Genomic DNA, 24,926 nt, shown 5'->3' on the forward strand with positions numbered 1-24,926 from the left:
AAGCTAGGAGTTAATTGTCGTGGCTAAAGAAAAATTCGAACGTAACAAACCGCACGTCAACGTCGGCACCATCGGTCACGTCGACCACGGTAAAACCACGCTGACCGCTGCTCTGACCCGCGTCTGCTCCGAAGTATTCGGTTCGGCCAAGGTCGACTTCGACAAGATCGACAGCGCGCCGGAAGAGAAGGCTCGTGGTATTACCATCAACACCGCGCACGTTGAGTACGATTCGTCCGTACGTCACTACGCGCACGTTGACTGCCCGGGTCACGCTGACTACGTCAAGAACATGATCACAGGTGCTGCCCAGATGGACGGCGCTATCCTGGTTTGCTCGGCTGCCGATGGTCCGATGCCTCAGACCCGTGAGCACATCCTGCTGTCCCGTCAGGTAGGTGTTCCGTACATCGTCGTGTTCCTGAACAAGGCCGACATGGTCGATGACGCCGAGCTGCTGGAGCTGGTGGAAATGGAAGTGCGCGATCTGCTGAGCACTTACGACTTCCCGGGCGATGACACGCCGATCATCATCGGTTCCGCTCTGATGGCTCTGAACGGCCAGGACGACAACGAGATGGGCACCACTGCCGTCAAGAAGCTCGTCGAAACGCTGGACAGCTACATCCCGGAGCCGGTTCGTGCCATCGACCGTCCGTTCCTGATGCCGATCGAAGACGTATTCTCGATCTCCGGCCGCGGTACTGTAGTGACCGGTCGTGTAGAGCGCGGTATCGTCAAGATCCAGGAAGAAATCGAGATCGTCGGTCTGCGTGACACCACCAAGACCACCTGTACCGGTGTCGAGATGTTCCGCAAGCTGCTCGACGAAGGTCGTGCTGGTGAGAACTGCGGCGTTCTGCTGCGTGGCACCAAGCGTGATGACGTAGAGCGTGGTCAGGTACTGGCCAAGCCGGGCACCATCAAGCCGCACACCAAGTTCGAAGCTGAAGTGTACGTGCTGTCCAAGGAAGAAGGTGGTCGCCACACCCCGTTCTTCAAGGGCTACCGTCCTCAGTTCTACTTCCGTACCACTGACGTGACCGGTTCGTGCGAACTGCCGGAAGGCGTTGAGATGGTAATGCCGGGCGACAACATCAAGATGGTTGTCACCCTGATCAAGCCGATCGCCATGGAAGACGGCCTGCGCTTCGCGATTCGCGAGGGTGGTCGTACCGTTGGTGCTGGCGTGGTTGCCAAGATCGTCGAGTAATCGTCTGATCTGATGTAAAAAAAGCCCCCGCAATGCGGGGGCTTTTTTATGGGCGCTATCTTCATTGGTTATTTTCTAACCGGGTTGACACCCTCTAGGGGCGTCTATAGAATCACGCCTCCTTTTAACGGGCGTATTGCGTCCGTTGAGTGGGACTCGCAGCTTGGAATCTGAGGTCAAAATGCAAAACCAACAAATCCGTATACGGTTGAAGGCTTTTGACCATCGCCTGATCGATCAATCAACCCAGGAAATCGTGGAAACCGCGAAACGTACTGGTGCTCAGGTGCGTGGTCCGATTCCTCTGCCAACTCGCAAAGAGCGGTTCACCGTTCTGACTTCGCCACACGTCAACAAAGACGCGCGCGATCAGTTCGAAATCCGTACTCATAAGCGCGTACTGGACATCGTCCAGCCAACGGATAAAACCGTTGATGCGCTGATGAAGCTCGATCTTGCGGCTGGCGTGGAAGTGCAGATCAGCCTCGGCTAAAACCTGGCGGTTTTAGTCGTGTAACGCTCTGAAATGGGCGGCCATAGCGGGTGAAAGCCCCGTACACTCATGAGGTTACAACATGACTATTGGTGTAGTCGGTCGTAAATGCGGCATGACCCGTATTTTCACCGAAGAAGGTGTCTCCATTCCGGTTACGGTCATCGAGATCGAGCCGAATCGCGTCACCCAGTTCAAAACTGAAGAGTCCGATGGCTATCGTGCAGTGCAAGTCACTGTCGGTGAGCGTCGTGTTTCTCGTGTCAGCAAGGCGCAAGCCGGTCACTTCGCCAAGGCGAACGTCGCGGCAGGTCGTACCGTTCTGGAATTCCGTCTTGAAGAAGGCGACTACCAGGCTGGCGATCTGATCAACGCTGAAATCTTCCAAGCTGGTCAACTGGTCGACGTGACCGGTCAGTCCAAAGGTAAAGGCTTTGCCGGTACCATCAAGCGTTGGAACTTCCGCGGCCAAGACAATACCCACGGTAACTCCGTGTCCCACCGCGTTCCGGGTTCGATTGGCCAGTGCCAGACGCCGGGTCGTGTCTTCAAGGGCAAGAAAATGTCCGGTCACATGGGTGCTGAGCGCGTGACTGTGCAGTCCCTGGAAGTAGTGCGCGTGGATGCTGAACGCAACCTGCTGCTGGTCAAGGGTGCCGTTCCTGGCGCTACTGGCGGCAACCTGGTTGTACGTCCGGCTGCCAAGGCTCGCGGTTAAGGGGAAGCTGACATGCAATTAAATGTAAATGGCGCTCAAGCGATCGAAGTGTCCGATGCGACGTTCGGTGGCGACTACAACGAGACCCTGGTTCACCAAGCTGTCGTAGCCTACATGGCTGGCGGCCGTCAGGGCAGCAAACAGCAGAAGACGCGTTCTGACGTTTCCGGTGGCGGCAAGCGCCCGTGGCGTCAGAAGGGCACTGGCCGTGCGCGTGCCGGTACCACTCGTGGTCCGATCTGGCGTGGCGGTGGCGTGACCTTCGCAGCTCGCCCGCAGAACCATGATCAGAAGCTGAACAAGAAGATGTATCGCGCTGCGATCCGTTCGATTCTTGCTGAGCTGGTTCGCAGTGACCGTCTGGTAGTGGTCGAAGACTTCGCTGTCGAAGCTCCGAAAACCAAAGAACTGCTGGGCAAGCTGAATGGTCTGGGTCTGAACGACGTTCTGATCGTTTCCGACGCTGTCGACCAAAATCTGTACCTGGCTGCTCGTAACCTGCCGCATGTCGATGTTCGTGACGTGCAAGGTTCCGATCCGGTCAGTCTGATCGCGTACGAAAAGGTGCTGATCACCGTTTCTGCCGTGAAGAAATTCGAGGAGCTGCTGGGATGAACCAGGAACGCGTATTCAAAGTGCTGCTTGGCCCGCACGTCTCCGAGAAGGCCACGACTCTGGCAGACAAGAAAAGCCAGTTCGTTTTCAAGGTTGCGACTGACGCAACCAAGCTGGAAATCAAGAAGGCCGTCGAAAGCCTGTTCAGCGTGAAGGTTCAGCATGTGACGACCCAGAACGTTCTGGGTAAGAGCAAGCGCACCGCTCGCGGTCTGGGCAAGCGTAACGACTGGAAGAAGGCGATCATCTCCCTTCAGCCAGGCCAGGATCTCGATTTCGCCACCAGCAGTGCTGAGTAAGGAAGGGGTGCATCATGGCAATCGTTAAATGCAAACCGACTTCCCCGGGCCGCCGTTTTGTGGTCAAGGTGGTCAATCAGGGGCTGCACAAAGGCGCTCCTCATGCTCCACTGCTCGAGAAGAAGTCGAAGACTGGCGGTCGTAACAACAACGGCCGCATCACCACCCGTCATATCGGTGGTGGCCACAAGCAGCACTATCGTCTGGTCGATTTCCGTCGCAACGACAAAGATGGCATTCCAGCCACTGTCGAGCGCGTTGAATATGATCCGAACCGTACCGCGCACATCGCCCTGCTGAAATACGCAGACGGTGAGCGTCGCTACATCATCGCGCCGAAAGGTGTGAGCGCCGGCGATCAGCTGGTTGCAGGTTCAATGGCGCCGATCAAGGCCGGCAACAGCCTGCCGCTGCGTAACATTCCGGTGGGTTCGACCGTTCACGGTATCGAGCTGAAACCGGGCAAAGGTGCTCAAATCGCTCGTTCCGCTGGTGCTTCGGCTCAGTTGATCGCGCGCGAAGGCGTCTACGTCACCCTGCGTCTGCGCAGTGGTGAAATGCGTAAAGTACTGGCCGAATGCCGTGCGACCCTGGGTGAAGTCTCGAACTCCGAGCACAGCCTGCGTTCGCTGGGTAAAGCTGGTGCCAAACGCTGGCGTGGCGTTCGCCCGACCGTTCGTGGTGTTGCCATGAACCCGGTCGACCACCCACACGGTGGTGGTGAAGGTCGTACCTCTGGTGGTCGTCATCCGGTGTCTCCATGGGGCTTCCCGACTAAGGGCGCGAAGACTCGTGGTAACAAACGCACCGACAACATGATCGTCCGTCGTCGCAAGTAACTAGAGGGATACGACAGTGCCACGTTCTCTGAAAAAAGGTCCTTTTATCGATCTTCACCTACTGAAGAAGGTCGAAGTGGCAGCAGAAAAGAACGATCGCAAACCGGTGAAAACCTGGTCGCGCCGTTCGATGATTCTGCCGCAGATGGTCGGTCTGACCATCGCCGTGCATAACGGTCGTCAACATGTTCCCGTTCTCGTCAACGAAGACATGGTCGGCCACAAACTGGGCGAATTTGCCGGCACCCGTACCTATCGTGGGCACGTGGCTGACAAGAAAGCCAAGCGTTAAGGGGTTAGGAAATGGAAGTAGCCGCTAAGTTGTCGGGCGCTCGCATCTCCGCCCAGAAAGCCCGCTTGGTCGCCGACCAGATTCGCGGGAAGAAGGTGGGCGAAGCGCTCAACCTGCTGGCTTTCAGCAGTAAGAAAGCCGCTGAAATCATCAAGAAAGTGCTGGAGTCGGCTGTAGCCAACGCCGAGCACAACGAAGGCGCAGACGTTGATGACTTGAAGGTCAGCACCGTTTTCGTCAACGAGGGGCGTTCGCTTAAGCGCATCATGCCGCGTGCCAAAGGCCGCGCTGATCGCATCGTCAAGCGGTCTTGCCATATCACTGTCAAGGTTGCGGACAAGTAACGGAGTCGATCAGATGGGTCAGAAAGTACATCCCACTGGCATTCGCCTGGGAATCGTCAAGGAACACACCTCCGTCTGGTACGCAGACGGCCGGACTTATGCGGACTACCTGTTCGCTGATCTGAAGGTGCGTGAGTATCTCCTCGACAAACTAAAAAGCGCGTCCGTAAGCCGTGTCGACATCGCTCGTCCGGCCCAAACCGCACGCATCACCATCCACACCGCTCGTCCCGGTATCGTTATCGGCAAGAAAGGTGAAGATGTTGAGAAGCTGCGTCAGGACCTGACCAAGCAAATGGGTGTGCCTGTGCACATCAATATCGAAGAGATCCGCAAGCCGGAGCTCGACGGTATGCTGGTTGCGCAGAGCGTAGCTCAGCAGCTGGAGCGTCGTGTGATGTTCCGTCGCGCCATGAAGCGCGCTGTACAGAACGCCATGCGTATTGGTGCCAAGGGCATCAAAATCCAGGTGAGCGGTCGTCTCGGCGGTGCGGAAATCGCACGGACCGAATGGTATCGCGAAGGTCGTGTGCCGTTGCACACCCTGCGTGCCGATATCGACTATGCCACGTACGAAGCGCACACCACTTACGGTGTGATCGGTGTCAAGGTTTGGATCTTCAAAGGTGAGGTCATCGGTGGCCTCAAGGAAGAACTGAAACCGCAAGCACCTGCGCCTCGTAAAAAAGCTGCTAAGTAAGGGGTACGCCACATGTTGCAACCAAAGCGTACGAAGTTCCGCAAGCAGATGACCGGCCACAACCGTGGCTTGGCTCAGCGCGGTAGCAAAGTCAGCTTCGGCGAGTTCGCGCTGAAGTCCGTTGCCCGCGGTCGTCTCACCGCCCGTCAGATCGAGTCCGCTCGTCGTGCTCTGACTCGTCACGTCAAGCGTGGCGGGAAGATCTGGATTCGCGTGTTCCCCGACAAGCCTGTTACCAAGAAGCCTCTCGAAGTGCGGATGGGTAAAGGGAAGGGTAGCGTCGAGTATTGGGTAGCCCAGATCCAGCCAGGCAAAGTCCTGTACGAGATCGAAGGCGTTTCCGAAGAGTTGGCGCGTGAGGCTTTCGCCCTGGCTGCTGCAAAGCTGCCGCTCGCCACCACTTTTGTTAAGCGGACGGTGATGTGATGAAGGCGAATGAACTTCGTGAAAAATCAGCACAGCAGCTGAACGAGCAACTGCTCGGCCTGCTGCGCGACCAGTTCAATCTGCGCATGCAGAAAGCAACTGGCCAGTTGGGGCAGTCTCACCTGCTCTCGCAAGTTAAACGCGACATCGCTCGTGTGAAAACTGTGCTCAACCAGCAGGCAGGTAAGTGATCATGGCTGAAGCCGAAAAAACAGTCCGTACGCTGACCGGCCGTGTTGTCAGCGACAAGATGGACAAGACCATCACCGTTCTGATCGAGCGTCGCGTCAAGCACCCGATCTACGGTAAATATGTCAAGCGTTCGACCAAGCTGCACGCTCACGACGAAACCAATCAGTGCAAGATCGGCGACAAGGTTTCGATTACCGAAACGCGTCCGCTGGCCAAGACCAAGTCTTGGGCGCTGGTTGAAGTTCTCGAACGCGCAGTGGAAGTCTAAGGACTAGGGGTCGGAGAAATTATATGATTCAGACTCAATCCATGCTCGATGTGGCCGACAACAGTGGTGCACGCCGCGTCATGTGCATCAAGGTGCTGGGTGGCTCGCATCGCCGCTACGCTGGCATCGGCGACATCATCAAGGTCACCGTCAAGGAAGCAATTCCGCGCGGTAAAGTGAAGAAAGGTCAGGTCATGACCGCAGTGGTCGTTCGCACCCGTCACGGCGTTCGTCGTGCCGACGGTTCGATCATCCGCTTCGACGGCAACGCTGCTGTTCTGCTGAACAACAAGCAAGAGCCGATCGGTACTCGTATCTTCGGGCCAGTGACCCGCGAGCTGCGTACCGAGAAGTTCATGAAGATCGTCTCGCTCGCCCCTGAAGTGCTTTAAGGAGATCCGACATGCAAAAGATTCGTCGTGATGACGAGATCATCGTGATCGCCGGCAAAGACAAAGGTAAGCGCGGTAAGGTGCTCAAGGTTCTCGCTGACGACCGTCTGGTCGTCGGTGGCATCAACCTGGTGAAGCGTCATACCAAGCCGAACCCGATGTCGGGCGTTCAAGGCGGTATCGTCGAGAAAGAAGCGCCACTGCACGCTTCCAACGTTGCCATTTTCAATGGCGAAACCAACAAGGCTGATCGCGTTGGTTTCAAAGTCGAAGACGGCAAGAAAATTCGTGTCTTCAAGTCCACCCAGAAGCCGGTTGGCGCTTGAGAATCATAGGTAAAACACCATGGCACGACTGAAAGAGATTTACCGGAAGGAAATCGCCCCCAAGCTGAAGGAAGACCTGAGGCTGGGTAACGTGATGGAAGTTCCGCGCATCACCAAGATCACCCTGAACATGGGCCTGGGCGAAGCGATCGGTGACAAGAAGATCATCGAACACGCCGTTGCCGATCTCGAGAAGATCACCGGTCAGAAAGTCGTCGTGACTTATGCCCGCAAATCGATCGCTGGTTTCAAGGTTCGTGAGGGCTGGCCGATCGGCGTCAAGGTCACTCTGCGTCGCGAGCGTATGTACGAGTTCCTGGATCGTCTGCTGTCCATCTCCCTGCCGCGCGTGCGTGACTTCCGCGGTCTGAATGCCAAGTCCTTCGATGGCCGTGGCAACTACAGCATGGGCGTGAAAGAGCAGATCATCTTCCCGGAAATCGATTACGACAAGATCGATGCGCTGCGTGGTCTGGACATCACCCTGACCACCACTGCCCGTACGGATGACGAAGGCCGCGCTCTGCTGCGTGCTTTCAAATTCCCGTTCCGCAACTGATTGGAGTAGGAACATGGCCAAGACGAGCATGAAAAACCGCGAGCTGAAGCGTCAGCGCACGGTTGCCAAGTACGCCAAAAAGCGTGCCGAGCTGAAAGCTACCATCGTTAATCCGGAAACCTCTCCGGAAGCGCGTTGGGAAGCCCAGGTCGCCCTGCAGAAGCAACCCCGTGATGCCAGCGCCTCGCGCCTGCGCAACCGCTGCCGTATCACCGGCCGCCCGCACGGTGTCTTCCGCAAGTTCGGTCTGTCGCGCATCAAGCTGCGTGAAGCAGCCATGCGTGGCGACGTACCAGGTCTGGTCAAAGCCAGCTGGTAAGCCGCTGCGGTAAACGCCGGAGTCAGCTCCGGCGGACAAGCAATGTGAATCAAGCCCCTTTTGGGGCTTGATTCATTTTTGATCAGTCTCTAGAATGCCCGGCTCGCCTGAGCCCGGATTTCCGTGAGCGCTGGTGATTCTTAGCCGAGAGGCTAATTCTTTTTGTATCAGGAGCGTCTAGCCCATGAGTATGCAGGACCCGTTAGCGGACATGCTAACTCGTATCCGTAATGCCCAGATGGCTGAAAAGTCCGTCGTAAGCATGCCTTCTTCTACCCTGAAGGTGGCTGTAGCCAAAGTTCTGAAAGACGAAGGTTATATTGCGGGTTATCAGATCAGCGGCGAAGCAAAGCCGCAGCTGTCCATCGAGCTGAAGTACTTCGAAGGCCGTCCGGTTATCGAAGAAGTCAAGCGCGTCAGCCGTCCCGGCCTTCGCCAGTACAAATCCGTCGATGACCTGCCGAAAGTTCGCGGCGGTCTCGGTGTTTCCATCGTCTCCACCAACAAAGGTGTGATGACGGACCGCGCTGCGCGCGCTGCCGGTGTCGGCGGCGAAGTGCTTTGCACTGTGTTCTAAGGGGGGATAAGCATGTCTCGCGTTGCTAAGAACCCCGTCAAGCTGCCTGCTGGTGTAGAGATCAAACTCGCCGGTCAGCAGCTTTCGGTGAAGGGTGCCAAGGGTACTCTGGAACTGAACGTTCACTCGTCCGTTGAAGTGCTGCAGGAATCCGGTGAGCTGCGTTTCGCTGCTCGCAACGGCGACCAGCAGACTCGTGCGATGGCCGGTACTACCCGTGCACTGGTTAACAACATGGTCATCGGCGTAAGCCAAGGCTTCGAGCGCAAGCTCCAGCTGGTCGGTGTTGGTTACAAGGCACAGGCCAAGGGCCAGGTTCTCAATCTGGCGTTGGGCTTCTCTCACCCTATCGACTACCAACTGCCGGAAGGCGTGGTGGCCGAAACCCCGAACCAGACCGAGATCCTGATCAAGGGTGTCGACAAGCAGCTGGTTGGTCAGGTTGCTGCGGAGATTCGTGACTTCCGCCGTCCTGAACCTTACAAGGGCAAAGGTGTTCGTTACGCTGACGAAGTCGTCCGCCGTAAAGAAGCCAAGAAGAAGTAAGGGGCTAGGAAATGACCGACAAAAAAGTTACTCGTCTGCGTCGCGCTCGCAAAGCACGCCTGAAAATGCACGAACTCGAAGCCGTGCGTCTCTGCGTGTATCGCTCTTCGCAGCACATCTATGCCCAGGTCATCTCGGCCGACGGCAGCAAGGTTCTGGCCAGCGCCTCTACCTTGGACAAAGCACTGCGTGACAGCGCCACTGGCAACGTCGACGCGGCCAAGAAAGTTGGTGAGCTGGTTGCCGAGCGCGCGAAAGCCGCTGGTGTGACTCAGGTTGCATTCGACCGTTCTGGCTTCAAGTACCACGGCCGCGTCAAGGCGCTGGCTGATGCTGCTCGTGAAGGCGGGCTGGAGTTCTAAGTTATGGCAAATAACGACCAAAAGCGCGACGAAGGCTATATCGAGAAGCTGGTTCAGGTGAACCGCGTTGCCAAGACCGTCAAAGGCGGCCGTATCTTCACCTTCACCGCGTTGACCGTGGTAGGTGATGGTAAGGGGCGTGTAGGTTTCGGCCGTGGCAAGTCCCGTGAAGTGCCGGCTGCCATCCAGAAGGCTATGGAAGCTGCTCGTCGCAACATGATCCAAGTTGATCTGAACGGCACCACCCTGCAGTACGCCATGAAATCCGCCCATGGCGCTTCGAAGGTGTACATGCAGCCTGCTTCCGAAGGTACCGGCATCATCGCTGGTGGCGCCATGCGTGCCGTCCTGGAAGTCGCTGGTGTTCAGAACGTTCTGGCCAAGTGCTACGGCTCTACCAACCCTGTGAACGTGGTTCATGCCACTTTCAAAGGTCTGAAGGCTATGCAGTCTCCGGATTCGGTTGCAGCCAAGCGTGGCAAGAGTGTCGAGGAGATTCTCTAACCATGGCTAACACCGTCAAAGTGACTCTGATCAAGAGCACCAATGGCCGTCTGGCCAATCATAAAGCCTGCGTCAAGGGTCTCGGCCTGCGTCGCATCAATCATACCGTCGAAGTTCTGGATACTCCGGAAAACCGCGGCATGATCAACAAGGCTTATTACCTTCTCCGTGTGGAGGGTTGATCCATGTACCTGAACGATTTGAGTCCAGCGCCGGGTTCCCGCCGCGAGAAGCACCGTCCGGGCCGTGGTATCGGTAGTGGTTTGGGCAAGACCGGTGGCCGTGGCCACAAAGGTCAGACCTCCCGCTCCGGTGGCACCATTGCTCCGGGTTTCGAAGGCGGCCAGCAGCCTCTGCACCGTCGTCTTCCCAAGTTCGGTTTCGTGTCTCTGAAAGCTATGGATCGCGCAGAAGTGCGTACGTCCGAGCTGAACAAGATCGAAGGCGACGTAGTTACTCTGCAGGCGCTGAAGGATGCCAACCTGATTAATCAAAACGTACAGCGTGTGAAAGTCATGCTGTCCGGTGAGATTACTCGTGCGGTCACCCTTAAAGGTATCGCCGCCACCAAAGGTGCGCGCGCGGCTATCGAAGCAGCTGGCGGTAAGTTCGAGGAATAAATGGCTAAGCAAGGTGCTCTCTCTGCGCTGGCTGGTGGCGGGTTGTCCGAGCTCTGGGCTCGTCTGCGCTTTCTGTTCATGGCGATCATCGTCTATCGAATCGGTGCGCATATCCCAGTTCCAGGCATAAACCCGGATCGTCTGGCTGATCTGTTCCGACAGAATGAGGGGACCATTCTTAGCTTGTTCAACATGTTTTCCGGCGGCGCGCTGGAGCGGATGAGTATCTTTGCGCTGGGGATCATGCCGTATATTTCGGCATCGATCATCATGCAACTGATGACTGCCGTCAGCCCGCAGCTGGAACAGTTGAAGAAGGAAGGTGAGGCTGGTCGTCGCAAGATCAGTCAATACACCCGCTACGGCACCTTGATCCTGGCGTTCGTCCAGGCCATCGGCATGTCCGTTGGTCTGGCGAGTCAGGGTGTAGCGTTTTCGGTCGATTTCGGCTTCCACTTCGTTGCGGTCACCACCTTCGTGGCGGGTGCGATGTTCATGATGTGGTTGGGCGAGCAGATCACCGAGCGTGGTGTTGGCAACGGTATTTCGATGCTGATTTTTGCGGGCATCGTAGCCGGTCTGCCGTCGGCAATCGGGCAGTCTTTCGAGTCTGCTCGTCAGGGCGATATCAATATCTTCGCTCTCATCGCCATCGGTTTGCTGGCAGTAGCGATTATCGGTTTCGTGGTGTTCATTGAGCGTGGCCAGCGTCGCATTGCGGTGCACTACGCCAAGCGTCAGCAGGGTCGCAAGGTCTTCGCTGCGCAGACCAGCCACTTGCCGTTGAAGGTGAACATGGCGGGCGTTATCCCGGCCATCTTCGCCAGCAGCCTTCTGTTGTTCCCGGCCTCGCTGGGTGCCTGGTTTGGTCAGTCCGAAGGTATGGGCTGGCTGCAGGATATTTCGCAGGCTATCGCTCCTGGTCAGCCGTTGAACATTTTGCTGTTTAGTGCAGGAATCGTGTTCTTCTGCTTCTTCTACACAGCACTGATGTTCAACCCGAAAGACGTAGCGGAAAACCTGAAGAAGTCCGGTGCCTTTATTCCGGGTATCCGTCCCGGTGAGCAGTCTGCACGCTATATCGATGGCGTTCTGACTCGCTTGACCATGTTCGGTGCTCTGTACATGACGGCCGTGTGCTTGTTGCCCCAGTTCCTGGTGGTGGCGGCCAACGTACCGTTCTACCTTGGCGGGACCTCGTTGCTGATCGTGGTAGTGGTTGTGATGGACTTCATGTCCCAAGTACAATCGCACCTCGTTTCGCACCAGTACGAATCCCTGATGAAGAAAGCCAACCTGAAGGGCTACGGCAGCGGCATGCTCCGCTGAAGTGTCCATAAGGTTCGAGGAGTTGGTGATGAAAGTTCGTGCATCGGTGAAAAAACTGTGCCGTAACTGCAAAATTATTCGCCGTGAAGGTGTTGTGCGAGTGATTTGCAGCGCGGAACCGCGTCACAAACAGCGCCAAGGCTGAGTGTGATCGAAGCTATAAGCCCGGCAGCTAGTGCGCTGCCGGGTTGATTATTTGTTTCTACAGCGATAATATCTCGCGCCCCATTTCTTGGCTTCCGGGGCGTAGGTAGCTGTCAATTGGAGTTCCACTGAATGGCCCGTATTGCAGGCGTTAACATTCCGGATAACAAGCACACTGTTATCTCGCTGACCTACATCTTTGGTGTCGGTCGCACCACCGCACAGAAAATCTGTGCAGCTACCGGTGTGAATCCGGCAGCGAAGATCAAGGATCTCTCTGACGAGCAGATCGAGCAGCTGCGTGGTGAAGTCGCCAAGGTGAATACCGAAGGTGATCTGCGCCGTGAAGTGAACATGAAAATCAAGCGCTTGATGGATCTGGGCTGCTACCGCGGTCTGCGCCATCGTCGCGGCCTCCCGGTTCGCGGTCAGCGTACCAAGACCAACGCGCGCACCCGCAAGGGCCCGCGTAAGCCGATCCGCAAGTAATCGCGTTCGCGAATCGACAGGAATCTAGTCATGGCAAAACCTGCTGCTCGTACTCGTAAGAAAGTCAAGAAGACGGTGGTTGATGGCATCGCCCACATCCACGCTTCTTTCAACAACACCATCGTGACCATCACCGACCGTCAAGGTAACGCCCTGTCCTGGGCTACCTCCGGTGGTTCGGGTTTCCGCGGTTCTCGCAAGTCCACCCCGTTCGCTGCCCAGGTGGCTGCTGAGCGTGCTGGTCAAGCTGCGCTGGAATACGGCCTGAAGAACCTCGACGTCAACGTCAAGGGCCCAGGTCCGGGTCGTGAGTCCGCAGTCCGTGCGCTTAACGGTTGCGGTTACAAGATCGCCAGCATCACCGATGTGACGCCCATCCCGCATAACGGGTGCCGTCCTTCGAAGAAGCGTCGCGTGTAATCAGGAGACAGTGAGAAATGGCTCGTTACATTGGTCCCAAATGCAAACTGTCTCGTCGTGAAGGCACTGATCTTTTCCTGAAAAGCGGCGTTCGCGCTCTGGAATCGAAGTGCAACATCGAAGCAGCCCCAGGTATTCACGGCCAGCGCCGTGGCCGTCAGTCCGACTACGGCACCCAGCTGCGCGAGAAGCAAAAAGTTCGTCGTATCTATGGCGTCCTCGAGCGTCAGTTCAGCGGTTACTACAAAGAAGCTGCCGGCAAGAAGGGCGCTACTGGTGAGAACCTGCTGCAATTGCTCGAATGCCGTCTGGACAACGTTGTTTACCGTATGGGCTTCGGTGCCACCCGCGCCGAGTCCCGTCAGCTGGTTTCGCACAAGGCAATCAGCGTCAACGGTAAAACCGTAAACGTTCCGTCGTTCCAGGTTAAGGCCGGCGACGTCGTTGCAGTTCGTGAGAAATCGAAGAATCAGCTGCGCATCGTTCAAGCTCTCGAGCTGTGTGCCCAGCGTGGCCGCGTTGAATGGGTAGATGTAGATACCGAGAAGAAGTCTGGCGTGTTCAAAAGCGTCCCGGCTCGCGGTGATCTCTCCGCTGACATCAACGAAAGCCTGATTGTCGAGCTCTACTCCAAGTAAGGGCTAGAAAATAGGTGCATCCATGCAGATTTCGGTAAATGAGTTCCTGACCCCCCGCCACATCGATGTGCAGGTGGTCAGTCCGACCCGCGCCAAGATCACGCTCGAGCCTCTCGAGCGCGGTTTCGGCCATACCCTGGGCAACGCGCTGCGTCGCATCCTGTTGTCCTCCATGCCTGGCTGTGCAGTAGTCGAGGCCGAGATTGACGGTGTACTCCATGAGTACAGCGCCATCGAAGGTGTTCAGGAAGATGTCATTGAAATCCTGCTCAACCTTAAAGGTCTGGCAATCAAGCTGCACGGTCGAGACGAAGTTACACTGACTCTGGCGAAGAAGGGCTCTGGCGTCGTAACCGCTGCCGATATTCAGCTGGATCATGATGTTGAAATCGTCAACGGCGACCACGTTATCGCCAACCTGGCCTCCAATGGCGCGCTGAACATGAAGCTCGTCGTGGCTCGTGGTCGCGGCTATGAGCCAGCTGATTCGCGCCAGAGTGATGAAGACGAAAGCCGCAGCATTGGTCGCTTGCAGCTCGACTCTTCCTTCAGCCCGGTGCGTCGCGTGTCATACGTGGTGGAAAACGCTCGTGTCGAGCAGCGTACCAACCTGGACAAACTGGTTATCGACCTCGAGACCAACGGTACCCTGGATCCTGAAGAGGCCATCCGCCGTGCTGCAACCATCCTGCAACAGCAGCTGGCTGCATTCGTCGACCTCAAAGGTGACAGCGAGCCCGTCGTGATCGAACAGGAAGACGAGATCGACCCGATCCTGCTTCGTCCGGTTGATGACCTGGAACTGACCGTTCGTTCGGCCAACTGCCTCAAGGCAGAAAACATCTACTACATCGGTGACCTGATCCAGCGAACTGAAGTGGAACTGTTGAAAACGCCGAACCTGGGCAAGAAATCCCTGACTGAAATCAAGGACGTTCTGGCTTCCCGCGGTCTGTCCCTCGGTATGCGCCTCGACAACTGGCCGCCGGCAAGTCTGAAGAAAGACGATAAGGCGACTGCCTGATCGTCATCATCACCGAACGTGAAGTTTGGTAAGGAATTGAACCATGCGTCATCGTAAAAGTGGCCGTCACCTCAGCCGCACCAGCGCTCACCGCAAGGCCATGTTTCAAAACATGGCGGTATCGCTGTTCGAGCATGAGCTGATCAAAACTACTCTGCCGAAAGCCAAGGAACTGCGCCGCGTTGCCGAGCCGCTGATCACCCTGGCTAAAGAAGATAGCGTTGCCAATCGTCGTCTGGCTTTCGACCGTACGCGTTCGAAAGCTATCGTTGGCAAGCTGTTCAACGATCTGGGCAAGCGCTACGCCACCCGTCAGGGCGGTTACCTGCGCATCCTCAAGTGCGGTTTCCGCGCTGGTGACAATGCCCCGATGGCTTATGTTGAGCTGGTCGACCGCCCGGTCGGCGGCGCAGTAGAAGCTGCCGAGTAAGGCATCGTTACAGGAAGAACCGGGCTCAGGCCCGGTTTTTTTATGACTCATTTTTAGTTAAAAACTATCACTCTGTAAGCTGTTATTCATTTGTTAGTTCGCTACCGCTCGTCGATACTCAATGCCAATCCCGCTCAGTCGGGAACTGATAATGCCTGGTAAGGAGATAGACGATGAGTGAGAAGACCGAAGGCAAATGCCCTTTCTCGGGAAGCGCTTCTGGAGCAAAGCCGAAGCATACCGCTGGTGGCGGCACCAGCAACCGCGACTGGTGGCCGAACCAGTTGCGTGTCGACCTGCTGCACCAGCATTCCTCCAAGTCCAACCCGTTGGGCGAGACGTTCAACTATGCCGAGGCCTTTGAGTCGCTGGATTACGAAGCGCTGAAGAAAGATTTGCGTACGTTGATGACCGACTCGCAGGACTGGTGGCCAGCAGACTTCGGCCACTATGGCCCGCAATTCATCCGCATGGCCTGGCACGCCGCTGGCACCTACCGTACCGGCGACGGCCGCGGCGGCGCCGGGCGTGGGCAGCAGCGTTTTGCGCCGCTCAACAGCTGGCCGGACAACGTCAATATCGACAAGTCGCGTCGCCTGCTGTGGCCGATCAAGCAGAAGTACGGTCAGAAGATTTCCTGGGCCGACCTGCTGGTACTCACCGGCAATGTCGCTCTGGAGACCATGGGCTTCCGGACTTTCGGCTTCGCCGGCGGGCGCCAGGACACATGGGAACCGGATCAGGACGTGTACTGGGGTACCGAGAAGACCTGGCTGGGCGGCGATAACCGCTACGGCAAGGGCGCGGCCGGCAGTCCTGGCGATACGGGCGTGATCGTGGCAGACGAAGACCTGCATGGCCAGGAACAGGATCGCACCGACAGCCAGGGGCGCAACCTTGAGAATCCGCTTGCTGCCGTGCAGATGGGGCTGATCTACGTCAACCCGGAAGGCCCGGAGGGCAATCCCGATCCGCTCGCGGCGGCCCATGACATTCGCGAGACGTTCGCGCGCATGGCCATGAACGACGAAGAGACCGTTGCACTGATCGCTGGCGGCCATACCTTCGGCAAGACCCATGGTGCCGGTCCGGCGGACAACGTCGGTGCCGAGCCCGAGGCCGCCGGTCTCGAGGAGCAGGGCCTGGGCTGGACGAGTTCGTTTGGTAGCGGCAAGGCCGGCGATGCGATCACCAGCGGCTTGGAGGTGACCTGGACGACCACGCCTGCGCAGTGGAGCAACAATTTCTTCGAGAACCTGTTCAAGTTCGAGTGGGAACTGACCAAGAGCCCGGCAGGCGCTCATCAGTGGGTGGCCAAGGGGGCCGATGCGATCATCCCCGATGCCCACGATCCCTCGAAGAAGCGGCTGCCGACCATGTTGACCACCGACCTGTCGCTGCGCGTGGATCCTGCTTACGAGAAGATCTCGCGGCGTTTCCTGGATAACCCGCAGGCATTCGCCGAAGCATTCGCCCGCGCCTGGTTCAAGCTGACTCACCGTGACCTAGGTCCGAAGTCGCGCTATCTGGGGCCGGAAGTACCGAAGGAAGACCTGCTCTGGCAAGACCCGCTGCCGGCCGTTCACCACCCGTTGATCGACGATGCTGACGTCTCCGGGCTCAAGGCCCAGGTGCTGGCCTCCGGTCTGTCGGTCTCCGAACTGGTCGGCGCGGCCTGGGCCTCGGCTTCGACTTTCCGTGGATCCGACAAGCGCGGCGGTGCCAACGGTGCACGTCTGCGCCTCGCGCCGCAAAAGGATTGGGCCGCCAACCAGCCCGAGCAACTGGCCAAGGTGCTGGCGACGCTCGAGGGCATCCGTGGCGAGTTCAACCGTACCGCCACCGGTGGCAAGCAGGTGAGCCTGGCCGATCTGATCGTGCTGGCCGGTAATGCCGGTATCGAGCAGGCCGCCAGCAAGGCCGGCCACGTGGTAAGCGTGCCGTTTTCGGCCGGGCGGGCGGATGCCTCGCAGGAGCAGACCGATGTCGAGTCCTTCGCCGTGCTCGAACCGATCGCCGACGGTTTCCGCAACTACCTCAAGGGCCGCTACAGCGTACCTGCCGAAGCGTTGCTGATCGACAAGGCACAGCTGCTGACCTTGACCGCGCCGGAATTGACCGTGCTGATCGGTGGACTGCGTTCGATCAATATCAACGTTGGTGGTGCTGGCCACGGGGTGTTCACCGACAGGCCGGGAGCGCTGAGCAATGACTTCTTCGTCAACCTGCTCGACATGGGGACGGCGTGGAAGGCAGTGCCAGGCGACGACAACCTGTACGAGGGGCGTGATCGCCAGAGCGGTGAGGTGAAGTGGACCGGCACGCGTGTCGATCTGGTATTTGGCTCCAACGCCATCCTGCGCGCCCAGGCCGAGGTCTATGCCAGCACCGATGCCCGCTTCATCGAGGACTTCGTGGCTGCCTGGACCAAGGTCATGAACCTCGACCGCTTCGACCTCGCCTGATTCTCTCCGGGCGCTTGCGTCCGGCCTGGTGAGTCGCGGTAACCAACGCCTCCTAACGGGGGCGTTGTGCTTTTTACTTGACCGCGACGGATGATGGGTCGAGCATTCACCTATTCCATCCGCTGCACCAAGGATTTCCCCGCATGAAGGGCCATATCGAAGTCATCGACTACCTCAAAACCCTGTTGAAAGGGGAGCTGGCAGCCCGCGATCAGTACTTCATCCACTCGCGTCTATACGAGGACTGGGGTTTTACCAAGCTCTACGAGCGCATCAATCACGAGATGGAAGAGGAGACGCAGCACGCCGACGCGCTGCTCAAGCGCATCATCTTCCTCGAAGGCGTGCCGGACATGGTCCCTGATGCCTTCACCTTCGGCCAGACAGTGCCCGATGCGCTGAAGCTGGACCTGGCTCTCGAGTATCAGGTGCGTGCAGCGTTGAGCAAAGGCATCGAGCTGTGCGAGCGCCACCAGGATTATCAGAGCCGCGATATTCTGCTGCTGCAGCTCAAGGATACCGAGGAAGATCACGCCTACTGGCTGGAGATTCAGCTGCAACTGATCGGCAAGCTGGGCCTGGAAAAGTACCTGCAGGGCCAGATGTAAGAATCGCAGCAAAAAAACGCCCCGCATCTGCGGGGCGTTTTCGTTTCAGGCCGCTGGGTCAGGCCCGATCACGCTCCAGCAGTGGCTTGAGGAAGTGCCCGGTATGCGACTGCGGCATTTCGGCGATTTCCTCGGGGGTGCCCACGGCGATGATCTGGCCACCCTTGGAACCGCCTTCCGGGCCGAGATCCACCAGCCAGTCGGCGGTCTTGATCACGTCGAGATTGTGCTCGATCACCACCACGGTGTTGCCGTGGTCGCGCAGGCGGTGCAGTACATCGAGCAACTGCTGGATATCGGCGAAGTGCAGCCCGGTGGTCGGTTCGTCGAGAATGTACAGGGTCTTGCCGGTATCACGCTTGGACAGCTCGCGTGACAGCTTGACCCGTTGCGCCTCGCCTCCGGACAGGGTGGTCGCCGACTGCCCCAGCTTGATGTACGAAAGACCCACGTCCATCAGCGTCTGCAGCTTGCGCGCCAGTGCTGGCACCGCATCGAAGAAGGCGCGTGCGTCCTCGATGGTCATTTCCAGCACTTCGTGGATGCTCTTGCCCTTGTACTTGATCTCCAGCGTCTCGCGGTTGTAGCGCTTGCTCTTGCACACGTCACAGGGCACGTAGATATCCGGCAGGAAGTGCATCTCTACCTTGATCAGGCCATCGCCCTGGCAGGCTTCGCAGCGCCCACCCTTGACGTTGAACGAGAAGCGCCCCGGGCCGTAGCCCCGCGAGCGCGACTCGGGGACACCGGCGAACAGCTCACGGATCGGCGTGAACAGCCCGGTATAGGTGGCCGGGTTGGAGCGCGGCGTACGACCGATGGGGCTTTGGTCGATGTCCACCACCTTGTCCAGATGCTGCAGCCCGTCGATGCTGTCGTGGGCCGCCGCTTCCAGCGTGGTGGCGCCGTTCAGTGCAGTGGCGCTGAGCGGGAACAGGGTGTTGTTGATCAGCGTCGACTTGCCCGAGCCCGATACACCGGTCACGCAGGTCAGCAGGCCGATGGGGATTTCCAGGTTGACGTTCTGCAGGTTATTGCCGCGGGCGCCCTTGATCTTCAGCGACAGCTTCTTGTTGCGCGGTGTGCGCTTGGCCGGCACGGCGATCTTGACCCGACCGGACAGGTACTTGCCGGTGACCGAGTCAGGATGGGCCATGACTTCTTCTGCCGTCCCTTCGGCGACGATCCGGCCGCCGTGCACGCCAGCGCCCGGGCCGATGTCGACCACGTAGTCGGCCATGCGAATGGCGTCCTCGTCGTGCTCGACCACGATCACCGTGTTGCCGATATCGCGCAGGTGGCGCAGGGTGCCGAGCAGCCGCTCGTTATCGCGCTGGTGCAGGCCGATGGAGGGCTCGTCGAGGATGTACATGACACCCACCAGGCCGGCGCCGATCTGGCTGGCCAGGCGGATGCGCTGGGCCTCGCCGCCCGACAGGGTGTCGGCGCTGCGATCGAGCGTCAGGTAGTCGAGGCCGACGTTGACCAGGAACTGCAGGCGTTCACAGATTTCCTTGAGAATCTTGCTGGCGATCTCGCCGCGTCGGCCTTCCAGGGTGAGGTTACCGAAGTAGTCGCTGGCCGAACCGATCGGCATGCCGGTCACTGCTGGCAGGGTCTTCTCGCCGACCCATACGTGACGGGCCTCGCGACGCAGACGCGTGCCGCGGCAATCGGGGCAGGGCTGGGTGCTGAGGAACTTGGCCAGTTCTTCGCGCACGCTGGTCGACTCGGTCTCGCGATAACGGCGCTCGAGGTTGGGCAGGATGCCTTCGAACGGGTGCGAGCGCTTGACGATATCACCCCGGTCGTTGAGGTATTTGAAGTCGACCTTTTGCGAGCCGCTGCCAGCGAGAATCACCTGCTGGTGGTCGCCGTCCAGCTCGCCGAAAGGCTTGTCCAGGCTGAAGCCGTAATGCGAGGCCAGCGAGCCGAGCATCTGGAAGTAGTAGACGTTGCGTCTGTCCCAGCCACGTATCGCACCCTCGGCCAGGGTCAGCTCGGCGTTGACCATTCGCTTGGCATCGAAGAACTGCTTAACGCCCAGGCCGTCGCAGGTCGGACAGGCACCGGCCGGGTTGTTGAAGGAGAACAGCTTGGGTTCCAGCTCGCTGATCGAGTGGCCGCACACCGGGCAGGCAAAGCGCGCCGAGAAGATGATTTCTTCGCCTTCTTCGCCTTCCATCGGAGCGATCAGCGCCAGGCCATCGGCCAGTTTGAGTGCCGTCTCGAACGACTCGGCCAGGCGCTGCTGCAGATCGCCACGCGCCTTGAAACGGTCGACCACGGCATCGATGCTGTGCTTCTTCTGCTTGTCGAGTTTCGGCAGTTCGTCCAACTCATAGAGCTTGCCGTTGACCCGTACACGCACGAAGCCCTGGGCGCGCAGCTCGTCGAACACCGCGAGGTGCTCGCCCTTGCGCTCGCGAATCACCGGCGCCAGCAGCATCAGCTTGCTGCCTTCCGGCAGGGCGAGCACCTGGTCGACCATCTGGCTGACCGTCTGTGCCTCCAGGGGCAGGTCGTGATCGGGGCAGCGCGGCGTACCGGCGCGTGCGTAGAGCAGGCGCAGGTAGTCGTAGATCTCGGTGATGGTGCCGACCGTCGAGCGCGGGTTGTGCGAGGTGGACTTCTGCTCGATGGAGATGGCCGGCGACAACCCTTCGATGGTGTCGACGTCGGGTTTTTCCATCATCGACAGGAACTGCCGGGCATAGGCCGACAGCGACTCGACGTAACGGCGCTGACCCTCGGCATACAGGGTGTCGAACGCCAGGGAAGACTTGCCCGAGCCGGACAGGCCGGTGATCACGATCAGCTTGTCGCGTGGCAGGGTCAGGTCGATGTTCTTCAGGTTGTGGGTGCGAGCACCGCGGATCAGAATCTTGTCCAAAAGGAACCTCTAAAAGCTGCCTACGTTGTCATCGCTTCGTAAAAGAAAGGCTCTGGTAGCAGCCTCGCGTGGCGGGCGGATAAACCGCCGAGTATACGGGGGGCGGCAGCCGTGCGGCAAAGCGCCGCTGCTGTGCCAGTGGTGTTTCGACTGGTAGAATCGCCGGCTTGTTTCAACAGGTTATCGACGATGCGAGATTCGCACAGCGAACGCATGAGTGGTGCGGAGACTCGGGCGGCCGGTGGGCTGGCGATGGTGTTCGCGTTCCGCATGCTGGGCATGTTCATGGTACTGCCGGTATTGGCTACCTATGGGCAGGAGCTCGCCGGTTCAACCCCGGCCCTGATCGGTCTGGCCATCGGGGCCTATGGCCTGACCCAGGCCTTTCTGCAGATTCCCTTTGGCGTGCTGTCCGACCGTATCGGTCGGCGGCCGGTGATCTACTTCGGTCTGGTGGTGTTCGCCGCCGGCAGTCTGCTGGCAGCCAACGCCGATTCCATCTGGGGGGTGATCGCCGGCCGCGTGTTGCAGGGCGCCGGGGCGATCTCGGCAGCGGTGATGGCGCTGTTGTCCGACCTTACCCGCGAACAGCACCGTACCAAGGCCATGGCCATGATCGGCATGAGCATCGGTCTGTCCTTCGCCATCGCCATGGTGGTCGGGCCGTTGCTGACCCGCGCGTTTGGCCTGTCCGGCCTGTTCCTGGCCACTGGGGCCATGGCGCTGCTGGGGATCGTTATCGTTGCCGGCATGGTGCCCTCCAGCGCCGGGCCGCTGCAGCACCGTGAATCCGGGGTCGCCAAGCAGGCGCTATGGCCGACCCTGAGGCATTCGGACCTGCTGCGTCTGGACTTCGCCATCTTCGCATTGCACGCCGTCCTGATGGCCAGCTTCATCGCCCTGCCTCTGGCTCTGGTGGAGCAAGGCGGCTTGCCCAAGGAGCAGCACTGGTGGGTGTACCTGACCGCACTGCTCGGTGGTTTTTTCCTGATGGTGCCGTTCATCATCTACGGCGAGAAGAAGCGTCAGATGCGCCGTGTGCTGATTGGCTCGGTGATCGTCCTGCTTTGCTGTGAACTGTATTTCTGGGCGTTCGGCCATGGTTTGCGCAATCTGGTGCTTGGCATCGTGGTGTTCTTCACCGCGTTCAACTTACTGGAAGCCTCGCTGCCATCGCTGGTCAGCAAGGTGGCGCCAGCGGGGGGCAAAGGCACCGCGATGGGGGTCTACTCGACCAGCCAGTTCCTCGGCTCGGCTCTGGGCGGCATCCTGGGGGGCTGGCTGTATCAGCACCATGGCCTAGGCGGTGTATTCGGCGGCTGCGCGTTGTTGACGCTTCTCTGGCTGGGCTTTGCTGTTACTATGCGTGAACCGCCGTATGTCACCAGCCTGCGTTTGCCGCTATCGAACGCGGCCTTGCAGGAAGCAGGTCTGGCCGAGCGAATTCTGGCGGCGCCCGGTGTGGCGGATGCCGTGGTGGTGGCCGAAGAGGCCGCCATCTATGTGAAAGTGGACACCCAACAATTGGATCGCACGTCGCTGCAGCGCTTGATCGAAGCGGCGCCGGTGACGTGCTGAAAGTAGGAGAGCGTTATGGCCCGTGGGGTTAACAAAGTCATTCTGGTCGGTACCTGCGGACAGGATCCGGAAACGCGCTATCTGCCCAGCGGCAATGCCGTGACCAACCTGAGCCTGGCTACCAGCGAACAGTGGACGGACAAGCAGACCGGGCAGAGGGTCGAAAAGACCGAATGGCATCGGGTTTCTCTGTTCGGCAAGGTGGCGGAGATTGCCGGTGAGTACCTGCGCAAGGGTTCTCAAGTCTACATCGAGGGCAAGCTGCAGACCCGCGAGTGGGAAAAGGACGGTGTGAAGCGTTACACCACTGAAATCATCGTCGACATGCAGGGCACCATGCAGCTGCTTGGTGGCCGTCCGGACAACGCTGGCGGTGGCGACTCTGCCCCGCGCCAGTCGCGCCCGGCACCGCAGCGCGAACCGCAGCAACAGGCCCCGCGCCAGTCCGCGCCGCAGCAGCAGAAGCCGCAACCGGCCCAGGACTACGACAGCTTCGACGACGATATCCCGTTCTGAGGCTCACGCCATACTCCCCGCACCGGGAGTCAGCAGTCCGAGAAACCTCAGCGAGCAGCCTGCTCGCTGAGGTTTTTTTTGCCTGGCCAGTCTGGTAAGCCTCGATGCCTCGCTCGCGGGGGATCGCCCTGGCGGCTGCGGCGGCGGTCACGCGTTGTCGGCTGTGCTGATTCTGTTGTGCTTTGCGGCCACGCCATGGGGACAGGTGACAAAATCTGTCCTAATAGCGGCTTTCCGGCCAGCAGGCAGATGACGCCATGATCCGCACCACCTTCGCACTACTCCTTGCCCTGGGGAGCTGCAGCGCCCATGCCGCTGAAGAAGTCCCGCTGTACAGGCATATCAAGGATTGGCTGATCGGTTGCGATAACACGCGCCAGTGCACCGCCATGGGTGCCGTTTCGCCACGCGACGACACCGGTACCATGACCTGGACCCTGCGCGTGACCCGTGAGGCAGGCCCGCAGGGTGACCTGCGGGTGGGCGTGTTCAGTTACAACGCTGCGATCGGTCAGCCTCTGCTCGATGGCAAGCCGCTGAAAACCATGCTGGGGCCAGGCCTGCTCAAGGACGGCGATGTACCTGAGGCTTTCGCCGCGACGGGGGCGACCGCCGAGGCATTGATCGCCGAGTTGCATGATGGCCAGGCCCTGGTGCTGCCGACCGCGGATGGCGACTCCGTCGCCTCGCTCAGCGGCATGAGCGCAGCACTGTTGATGATGGACGCGGTGCAGGGACGGGTGGGAACGTCGACGGCGCTGATCCGCCAGGGGCCGCAGCCTGCCAGCCGGGTGCCTGATGCTGCCGTCGCGCCACCACGACCTGCCTGGCAGGCTTCGCCCGCCTTGAGCGAGGGCGAGGCCAAGCGCGTGCTGGACGCGGTGATGGCTGCCACCCGGCATGCCTGGGAAGCTGACCTGCTCGAGGATATTGCGCCCGAAGGACAGGTCTTTGCCCTGAACGCACGTGATGCCTTGGTGATCATCCAGACTGGCTGCGCCGCCTACAACTGCGCCTACAGTTTGTACCAGGCACCCTTGCAGCATCCTGAACAGGCGCAGCCGTTACTGGTTGCGCAAGTACCGGGCATGCCGGACATGCTGCCGATGGGCAGTATCGAGTTCGACCCGAGCCGCGGTGAGCTGAGCAGCTACGAGATGGCCATGGGCATGGGGGGGTGCGGTACCTCGATGCGCTGGCGCTATGACGGGCATGGTTTCAGCCTGATACGGGTCGCCCGGATGGCGACCTGCATGGGTCTGGACGAGGGCTATTGGCCCATGCTCTGGCGAACCGCCCCGGACCGGTGAGCCGCCGGGAACAGCTTGCCCAGGGTATGCCGTGCCTGGGCCGCGTCCAGGTAGCCGTAGAGGAGGTCGGTCAATGCTGCGAAGTCCAGGCGCTGGCCATCGAGCATCGGGTTCAACAGCCATAGCCTGACCCGCAGGCCTCCCGCTACCCTGGTGGCATCCGGCGCCGCCAATGCCTTGAGCGTCGTCGGTCCGAGCGGTGGGGCGCGGTGGCCCGCCGCGACCGAGAATACCAGGGTCAGGCTAAACGGCCGTTGCTCCAGTTCGAAGGCATCGAAGCTGTGCCACGGGGTGGCGCTGGAAGCATTGGCGAACTGCAGCGTATCGGGGCTGAGCGCCAGCACTGTCTTGCCGTGCCGGCGGCGCAATGCCTCGGCAGCGACAAGGGCGGCCAGGCCGGCGCCGAGTAACAGCCCGCCGGGTATCCAGCACAGCCACTGCCCGGCCTGCATCTGCCACGCTTGTGGCAGGCTGAGCA

36 protein-coding genes are annotated in these 24,926 nt (G+C 59.4%); 34 read left to right on the forward strand and 2 right to left on the reverse strand.

From position 1 onward, the window contains the following. Positions 1 to 19 precede the first annotated feature (19 nt). The 31 genes from tuf to bfr all read left to right on the forward strand — a co-directional run bounded on the left by tuf (position 20) and on the right by bfr (position 18,151). Complete coding sequence (gene tuf / locus BLR94_RS15035; RefSeq protein WP_084307122.1) at positions 20 to 1,213, forward strand: elongation factor Tu; 1,194 nt, start codon at positions 20 to 22, stop codon at positions 1,211 to 1,213. 181 nt (positions 1,214 to 1,394) lie between these two features. Continuing rightward, complete coding sequence (gene rpsJ, locus BLR94_RS15040; RefSeq protein ID WP_010486970.1) at positions 1,395 to 1,706, forward strand: 30S ribosomal protein S10; 312 nt, start codon at positions 1,395 to 1,397, stop codon at positions 1,704 to 1,706. 82 nt (positions 1,707 to 1,788) lie between these two features. Beyond that, positions 1,789 to 2,424, forward strand: a complete 636-nt coding sequence (gene rplC, locus BLR94_RS15045; protein WP_013789757.1) for a 50S ribosomal protein L3 — start codon at positions 1,789 to 1,791, stop codon at positions 2,422 to 2,424. A 12-nt stretch (positions 2,425 to 2,436) separates the two neighbouring features. Then, on the forward strand, positions 2,437 to 3,039 hold the full coding sequence (rplD, locus tag BLR94_RS15050) for a 50S ribosomal protein L4 (protein WP_084307120.1): 603 nt from the start codon (positions 2,437 to 2,439) through the stop codon (positions 3,037 to 3,039). Continuing rightward, a complete protein-coding gene (rplW, locus tag BLR94_RS15055; protein WP_084307118.1) occupies positions 3,036 to 3,338 on the forward strand; it encodes a 50S ribosomal protein L23 in 303 nt (100 codons plus the stop codon). The genes rplD and rplW overlap by 4 nt, the downstream gene beginning before the upstream one ends. Positions 3,339 to 3,352: 14 nt before the next feature. Further along, a complete protein-coding gene (gene rplB / locus BLR94_RS15060) occupies positions 3,353 to 4,177 on the forward strand; it encodes a 50S ribosomal protein L2 (RefSeq protein ID WP_084307116.1) in 825 nt (274 codons plus the stop codon). A gap of 16 nt (positions 4,178 to 4,193) precedes the next feature. Further along, entirely contained in the window at positions 4,194 to 4,469 is a 276-nt protein-coding gene (rpsS, locus tag BLR94_RS15065; protein WP_013789761.1) for a 30S ribosomal protein S19, read from the forward strand. An 11-nt stretch (positions 4,470 to 4,480) separates the two neighbouring features. Beyond that, positions 4,481 to 4,813 (forward strand): 50S ribosomal protein L22, encoded by a 333-nt coding sequence (gene rplV, locus BLR94_RS15070; RefSeq protein WP_003210077.1) that lies wholly within the window; start codon positions 4,481 to 4,483, stop codon positions 4,811 to 4,813. Positions 4,814 to 4,826: 13 nt separating this feature from the next. Further along, on the forward strand, positions 4,827 to 5,513 hold the full coding sequence (gene rpsC / locus BLR94_RS15075) for a 30S ribosomal protein S3 (RefSeq protein ID WP_070882613.1): 687 nt from the start codon (positions 4,827 to 4,829) through the stop codon (positions 5,511 to 5,513). A gap of 12 nt (positions 5,514 to 5,525) precedes the next feature. Continuing rightward, the gene (gene rplP, locus BLR94_RS15080) at positions 5,526 to 5,939 is read left to right on the forward strand and encodes a 50S ribosomal protein L16 (RefSeq protein ID WP_042552939.1); all 414 of its coding nucleotides are present in this window, start codon (positions 5,526 to 5,528) and stop codon (positions 5,937 to 5,939) included. Next, positions 5,939 to 6,130: a 50S ribosomal protein L29 gene (gene rpmC, locus BLR94_RS15085; protein WP_002555481.1), complete on the forward strand. Its 192-nt coding sequence runs from the start codon at positions 5,939 to 5,941 to the stop codon at positions 6,128 to 6,130. The genes rplP and rpmC overlap by 1 nt, the downstream gene beginning before the upstream one ends. 2 nt (positions 6,131 to 6,132) lie before the next feature. After that, entirely contained in the window at positions 6,133 to 6,399 is a 267-nt protein-coding gene (rpsQ, locus tag BLR94_RS15090) for a 30S ribosomal protein S17 (RefSeq protein WP_023534981.1), read from the forward strand. Between the two features lie 23 nt (positions 6,400 to 6,422). Beyond that, the gene (gene rplN / locus BLR94_RS15095; RefSeq protein ID WP_002555479.1) at positions 6,423 to 6,791 is read left to right on the forward strand and encodes a 50S ribosomal protein L14; all 369 of its coding nucleotides are present in this window, start codon (positions 6,423 to 6,425) and stop codon (positions 6,789 to 6,791) included. Positions 6,792 to 6,802: 11 nt separating this feature from the next. After that, positions 6,803 to 7,117, forward strand: coding sequence for a 50S ribosomal protein L24 (gene rplX, locus BLR94_RS15100; protein ID WP_042552938.1), 315 nt, complete (start codon positions 6,803 to 6,805; stop codon positions 7,115 to 7,117). Positions 7,118 to 7,136: 19 nt separating this feature from the next. Next, positions 7,137 to 7,676 carry a 50S ribosomal protein L5 gene (gene rplE / locus BLR94_RS15105; RefSeq protein WP_084307114.1) on the forward strand — a complete coding sequence of 180 codons (540 nt, stop codon included), beginning with the start codon at positions 7,137 to 7,139 and terminating at the stop codon, positions 7,674 to 7,676. A gap of 13 nt (positions 7,677 to 7,689) precedes the next feature. Next, on the forward strand, positions 7,690 to 7,995 hold the full coding sequence (gene rpsN / locus BLR94_RS15110; RefSeq protein ID WP_042552936.1) for a 30S ribosomal protein S14: 306 nt from the start codon (positions 7,690 to 7,692) through the stop codon (positions 7,993 to 7,995). Positions 7,996 to 8,179: 184 nt separating this feature from the next. Continuing rightward, the gene (gene rpsH / locus BLR94_RS15115) at positions 8,180 to 8,572 is read left to right on the forward strand and encodes a 30S ribosomal protein S8 (RefSeq protein ID WP_013789766.1); all 393 of its coding nucleotides are present in this window, start codon (positions 8,180 to 8,182) and stop codon (positions 8,570 to 8,572) included. Between the two features lie 12 nt (positions 8,573 to 8,584). Beyond that, on the forward strand, positions 8,585 to 9,118 hold the full coding sequence (gene rplF / locus BLR94_RS15120; RefSeq protein ID WP_042552935.1) for a 50S ribosomal protein L6: 534 nt from the start codon (positions 8,585 to 8,587) through the stop codon (positions 9,116 to 9,118). 11 nt (positions 9,119 to 9,129) lie between these two features. Continuing rightward, complete coding sequence (gene rplR, locus BLR94_RS15125; RefSeq protein ID WP_042552934.1) at positions 9,130 to 9,480, forward strand: 50S ribosomal protein L18; 351 nt, start codon at positions 9,130 to 9,132, stop codon at positions 9,478 to 9,480. A gap of 3 nt (positions 9,481 to 9,483) precedes the next feature. Next, positions 9,484 to 9,984 (forward strand): 30S ribosomal protein S5, encoded by a 501-nt coding sequence (gene rpsE / locus BLR94_RS15130; RefSeq protein ID WP_013789768.1) that lies wholly within the window; start codon positions 9,484 to 9,486, stop codon positions 9,982 to 9,984. A 2-nt stretch (positions 9,985 to 9,986) separates the two neighbouring features. Next, positions 9,987 to 10,166, forward strand: coding sequence for a 50S ribosomal protein L30 (gene rpmD / locus BLR94_RS15135; protein WP_013789769.1), 180 nt, complete (start codon positions 9,987 to 9,989; stop codon positions 10,164 to 10,166). Positions 10,167 to 10,169: 3 nt separating this feature from the next. Next, positions 10,170 to 10,604 carry a 50S ribosomal protein L15 gene (rplO, locus tag BLR94_RS15140; RefSeq protein ID WP_013789770.1) on the forward strand — a complete coding sequence of 145 codons (435 nt, stop codon included), beginning with the start codon at positions 10,170 to 10,172 and terminating at the stop codon, positions 10,602 to 10,604. Then, positions 10,605 to 11,933 carry a preprotein translocase subunit SecY gene (gene secY, locus BLR94_RS15145; protein ID WP_042552933.1) on the forward strand — a complete coding sequence of 443 codons (1,329 nt, stop codon included), beginning with the start codon at positions 10,605 to 10,607 and terminating at the stop codon, positions 11,931 to 11,933. Positions 11,934 to 11,961: 28 nt separating this feature from the next. Further along, positions 11,962 to 12,078 (forward strand): 50S ribosomal protein L36, encoded by a 117-nt coding sequence (gene rpmJ, locus BLR94_RS15150; RefSeq protein ID WP_002555468.1) that lies wholly within the window; start codon positions 11,962 to 11,964, stop codon positions 12,076 to 12,078. Between the two features lie 131 nt (positions 12,079 to 12,209). Further along, the gene (gene rpsM, locus BLR94_RS15155) at positions 12,210 to 12,566 is read left to right on the forward strand and encodes a 30S ribosomal protein S13 (RefSeq protein WP_010487012.1); all 357 of its coding nucleotides are present in this window, start codon (positions 12,210 to 12,212) and stop codon (positions 12,564 to 12,566) included. Positions 12,567 to 12,596: 30 nt separating this feature from the next. Then, a complete protein-coding gene (gene rpsK, locus BLR94_RS15160) occupies positions 12,597 to 12,986 on the forward strand; it encodes a 30S ribosomal protein S11 (protein WP_013789773.1) in 390 nt (129 codons plus the stop codon). A gap of 17 nt (positions 12,987 to 13,003) precedes the next feature. Further along, the gene (rpsD, locus tag BLR94_RS15165; RefSeq protein WP_084307110.1) at positions 13,004 to 13,624 is read left to right on the forward strand and encodes a 30S ribosomal protein S4; all 621 of its coding nucleotides are present in this window, start codon (positions 13,004 to 13,006) and stop codon (positions 13,622 to 13,624) included. A gap of 22 nt (positions 13,625 to 13,646) precedes the next feature. Then, entirely contained in the window at positions 13,647 to 14,648 is a 1,002-nt protein-coding gene (locus BLR94_RS15170) for a DNA-directed RNA polymerase subunit alpha (RefSeq protein WP_042552931.1), read from the forward strand. A gap of 43 nt (positions 14,649 to 14,691) precedes the next feature. Continuing rightward, complete coding sequence (rplQ, locus tag BLR94_RS15175) at positions 14,692 to 15,078, forward strand: 50S ribosomal protein L17 (RefSeq protein WP_042552930.1); 387 nt, start codon at positions 14,692 to 14,694, stop codon at positions 15,076 to 15,078. Between the two features lie 173 nt (positions 15,079 to 15,251). Next, complete coding sequence (gene katG, locus BLR94_RS15180; RefSeq protein WP_084307108.1) at positions 15,252 to 17,543, forward strand: catalase/peroxidase HPI; 2,292 nt, start codon at positions 15,252 to 15,254, stop codon at positions 17,541 to 17,543. 143 nt (positions 17,544 to 17,686) lie between these two features. Further along, entirely contained in the window at positions 17,687 to 18,151 is a 465-nt protein-coding gene (bfr, locus tag BLR94_RS15185; protein ID WP_084307106.1) for a bacterioferritin, read from the forward strand. 58 nt (positions 18,152 to 18,209) lie between these two features. Here the strand turns inward: bfr and uvrA are convergent, their stop codons facing one another. Beyond that, on the reverse strand, positions 18,210 to 21,044 hold the full coding sequence (gene uvrA, locus BLR94_RS15190; protein ID WP_084307104.1) for an excinuclease ABC subunit UvrA: 2,835 nt from the start codon (positions 21,042 to 21,044) through the stop codon (positions 18,210 to 18,212). Positions 21,045 to 21,233: 189 nt separating this feature from the next. Between uvrA and BLR94_RS15195 the strand changes: the two genes are divergently transcribed. The 3 genes from BLR94_RS15195 to BLR94_RS15205 all read left to right on the forward strand — a co-directional run bounded on the left by BLR94_RS15195 (position 21,234) and on the right by BLR94_RS15205 (position 24,448). After that, positions 21,234 to 22,622: an MFS transporter gene (locus BLR94_RS15195; protein ID WP_084307102.1), complete on the forward strand. Its 1,389-nt coding sequence runs from the start codon at positions 21,234 to 21,236 to the stop codon at positions 22,620 to 22,622. A 15-nt stretch (positions 22,623 to 22,637) separates the two neighbouring features. Beyond that, positions 22,638 to 23,138: a single-stranded DNA-binding protein gene (locus BLR94_RS15200; protein ID WP_075931523.1), complete on the forward strand. Its 501-nt coding sequence runs from the start codon at positions 22,638 to 22,640 to the stop codon at positions 23,136 to 23,138. 257 nt (positions 23,139 to 23,395) lie between these two features. Next, on the forward strand, positions 23,396 to 24,448 hold the full coding sequence (locus BLR94_RS15205; RefSeq protein WP_084307100.1) for a DUF1176 domain-containing protein: 1,053 nt from the start codon (positions 23,396 to 23,398) through the stop codon (positions 24,446 to 24,448). Here BLR94_RS15205 and BLR94_RS15210 read toward each other — a convergent pair. After that, the gene (locus BLR94_RS15210; protein ID WP_244158187.1) at positions 24,409 to 24,900 is read right to left on the reverse strand and encodes a hypothetical protein; all 492 of its coding nucleotides are present in this window, start codon (positions 24,898 to 24,900) and stop codon (positions 24,409 to 24,411) included. The two genes, BLR94_RS15205 and BLR94_RS15210, sit on opposite strands and share 40 nt — an antisense overlap. Positions 24,901 to 24,926 lie beyond the last annotated feature (26 nt).

The sequence above is a fragment of the Phytopseudomonas flavescens genome, from assembly GCF_900100535.1.
In the GTDB taxonomy this organism is placed as follows: domain Bacteria; phylum Pseudomonadota; class Gammaproteobacteria; order Pseudomonadales; family Pseudomonadaceae; genus Aquipseudomonas; species Aquipseudomonas flavescens.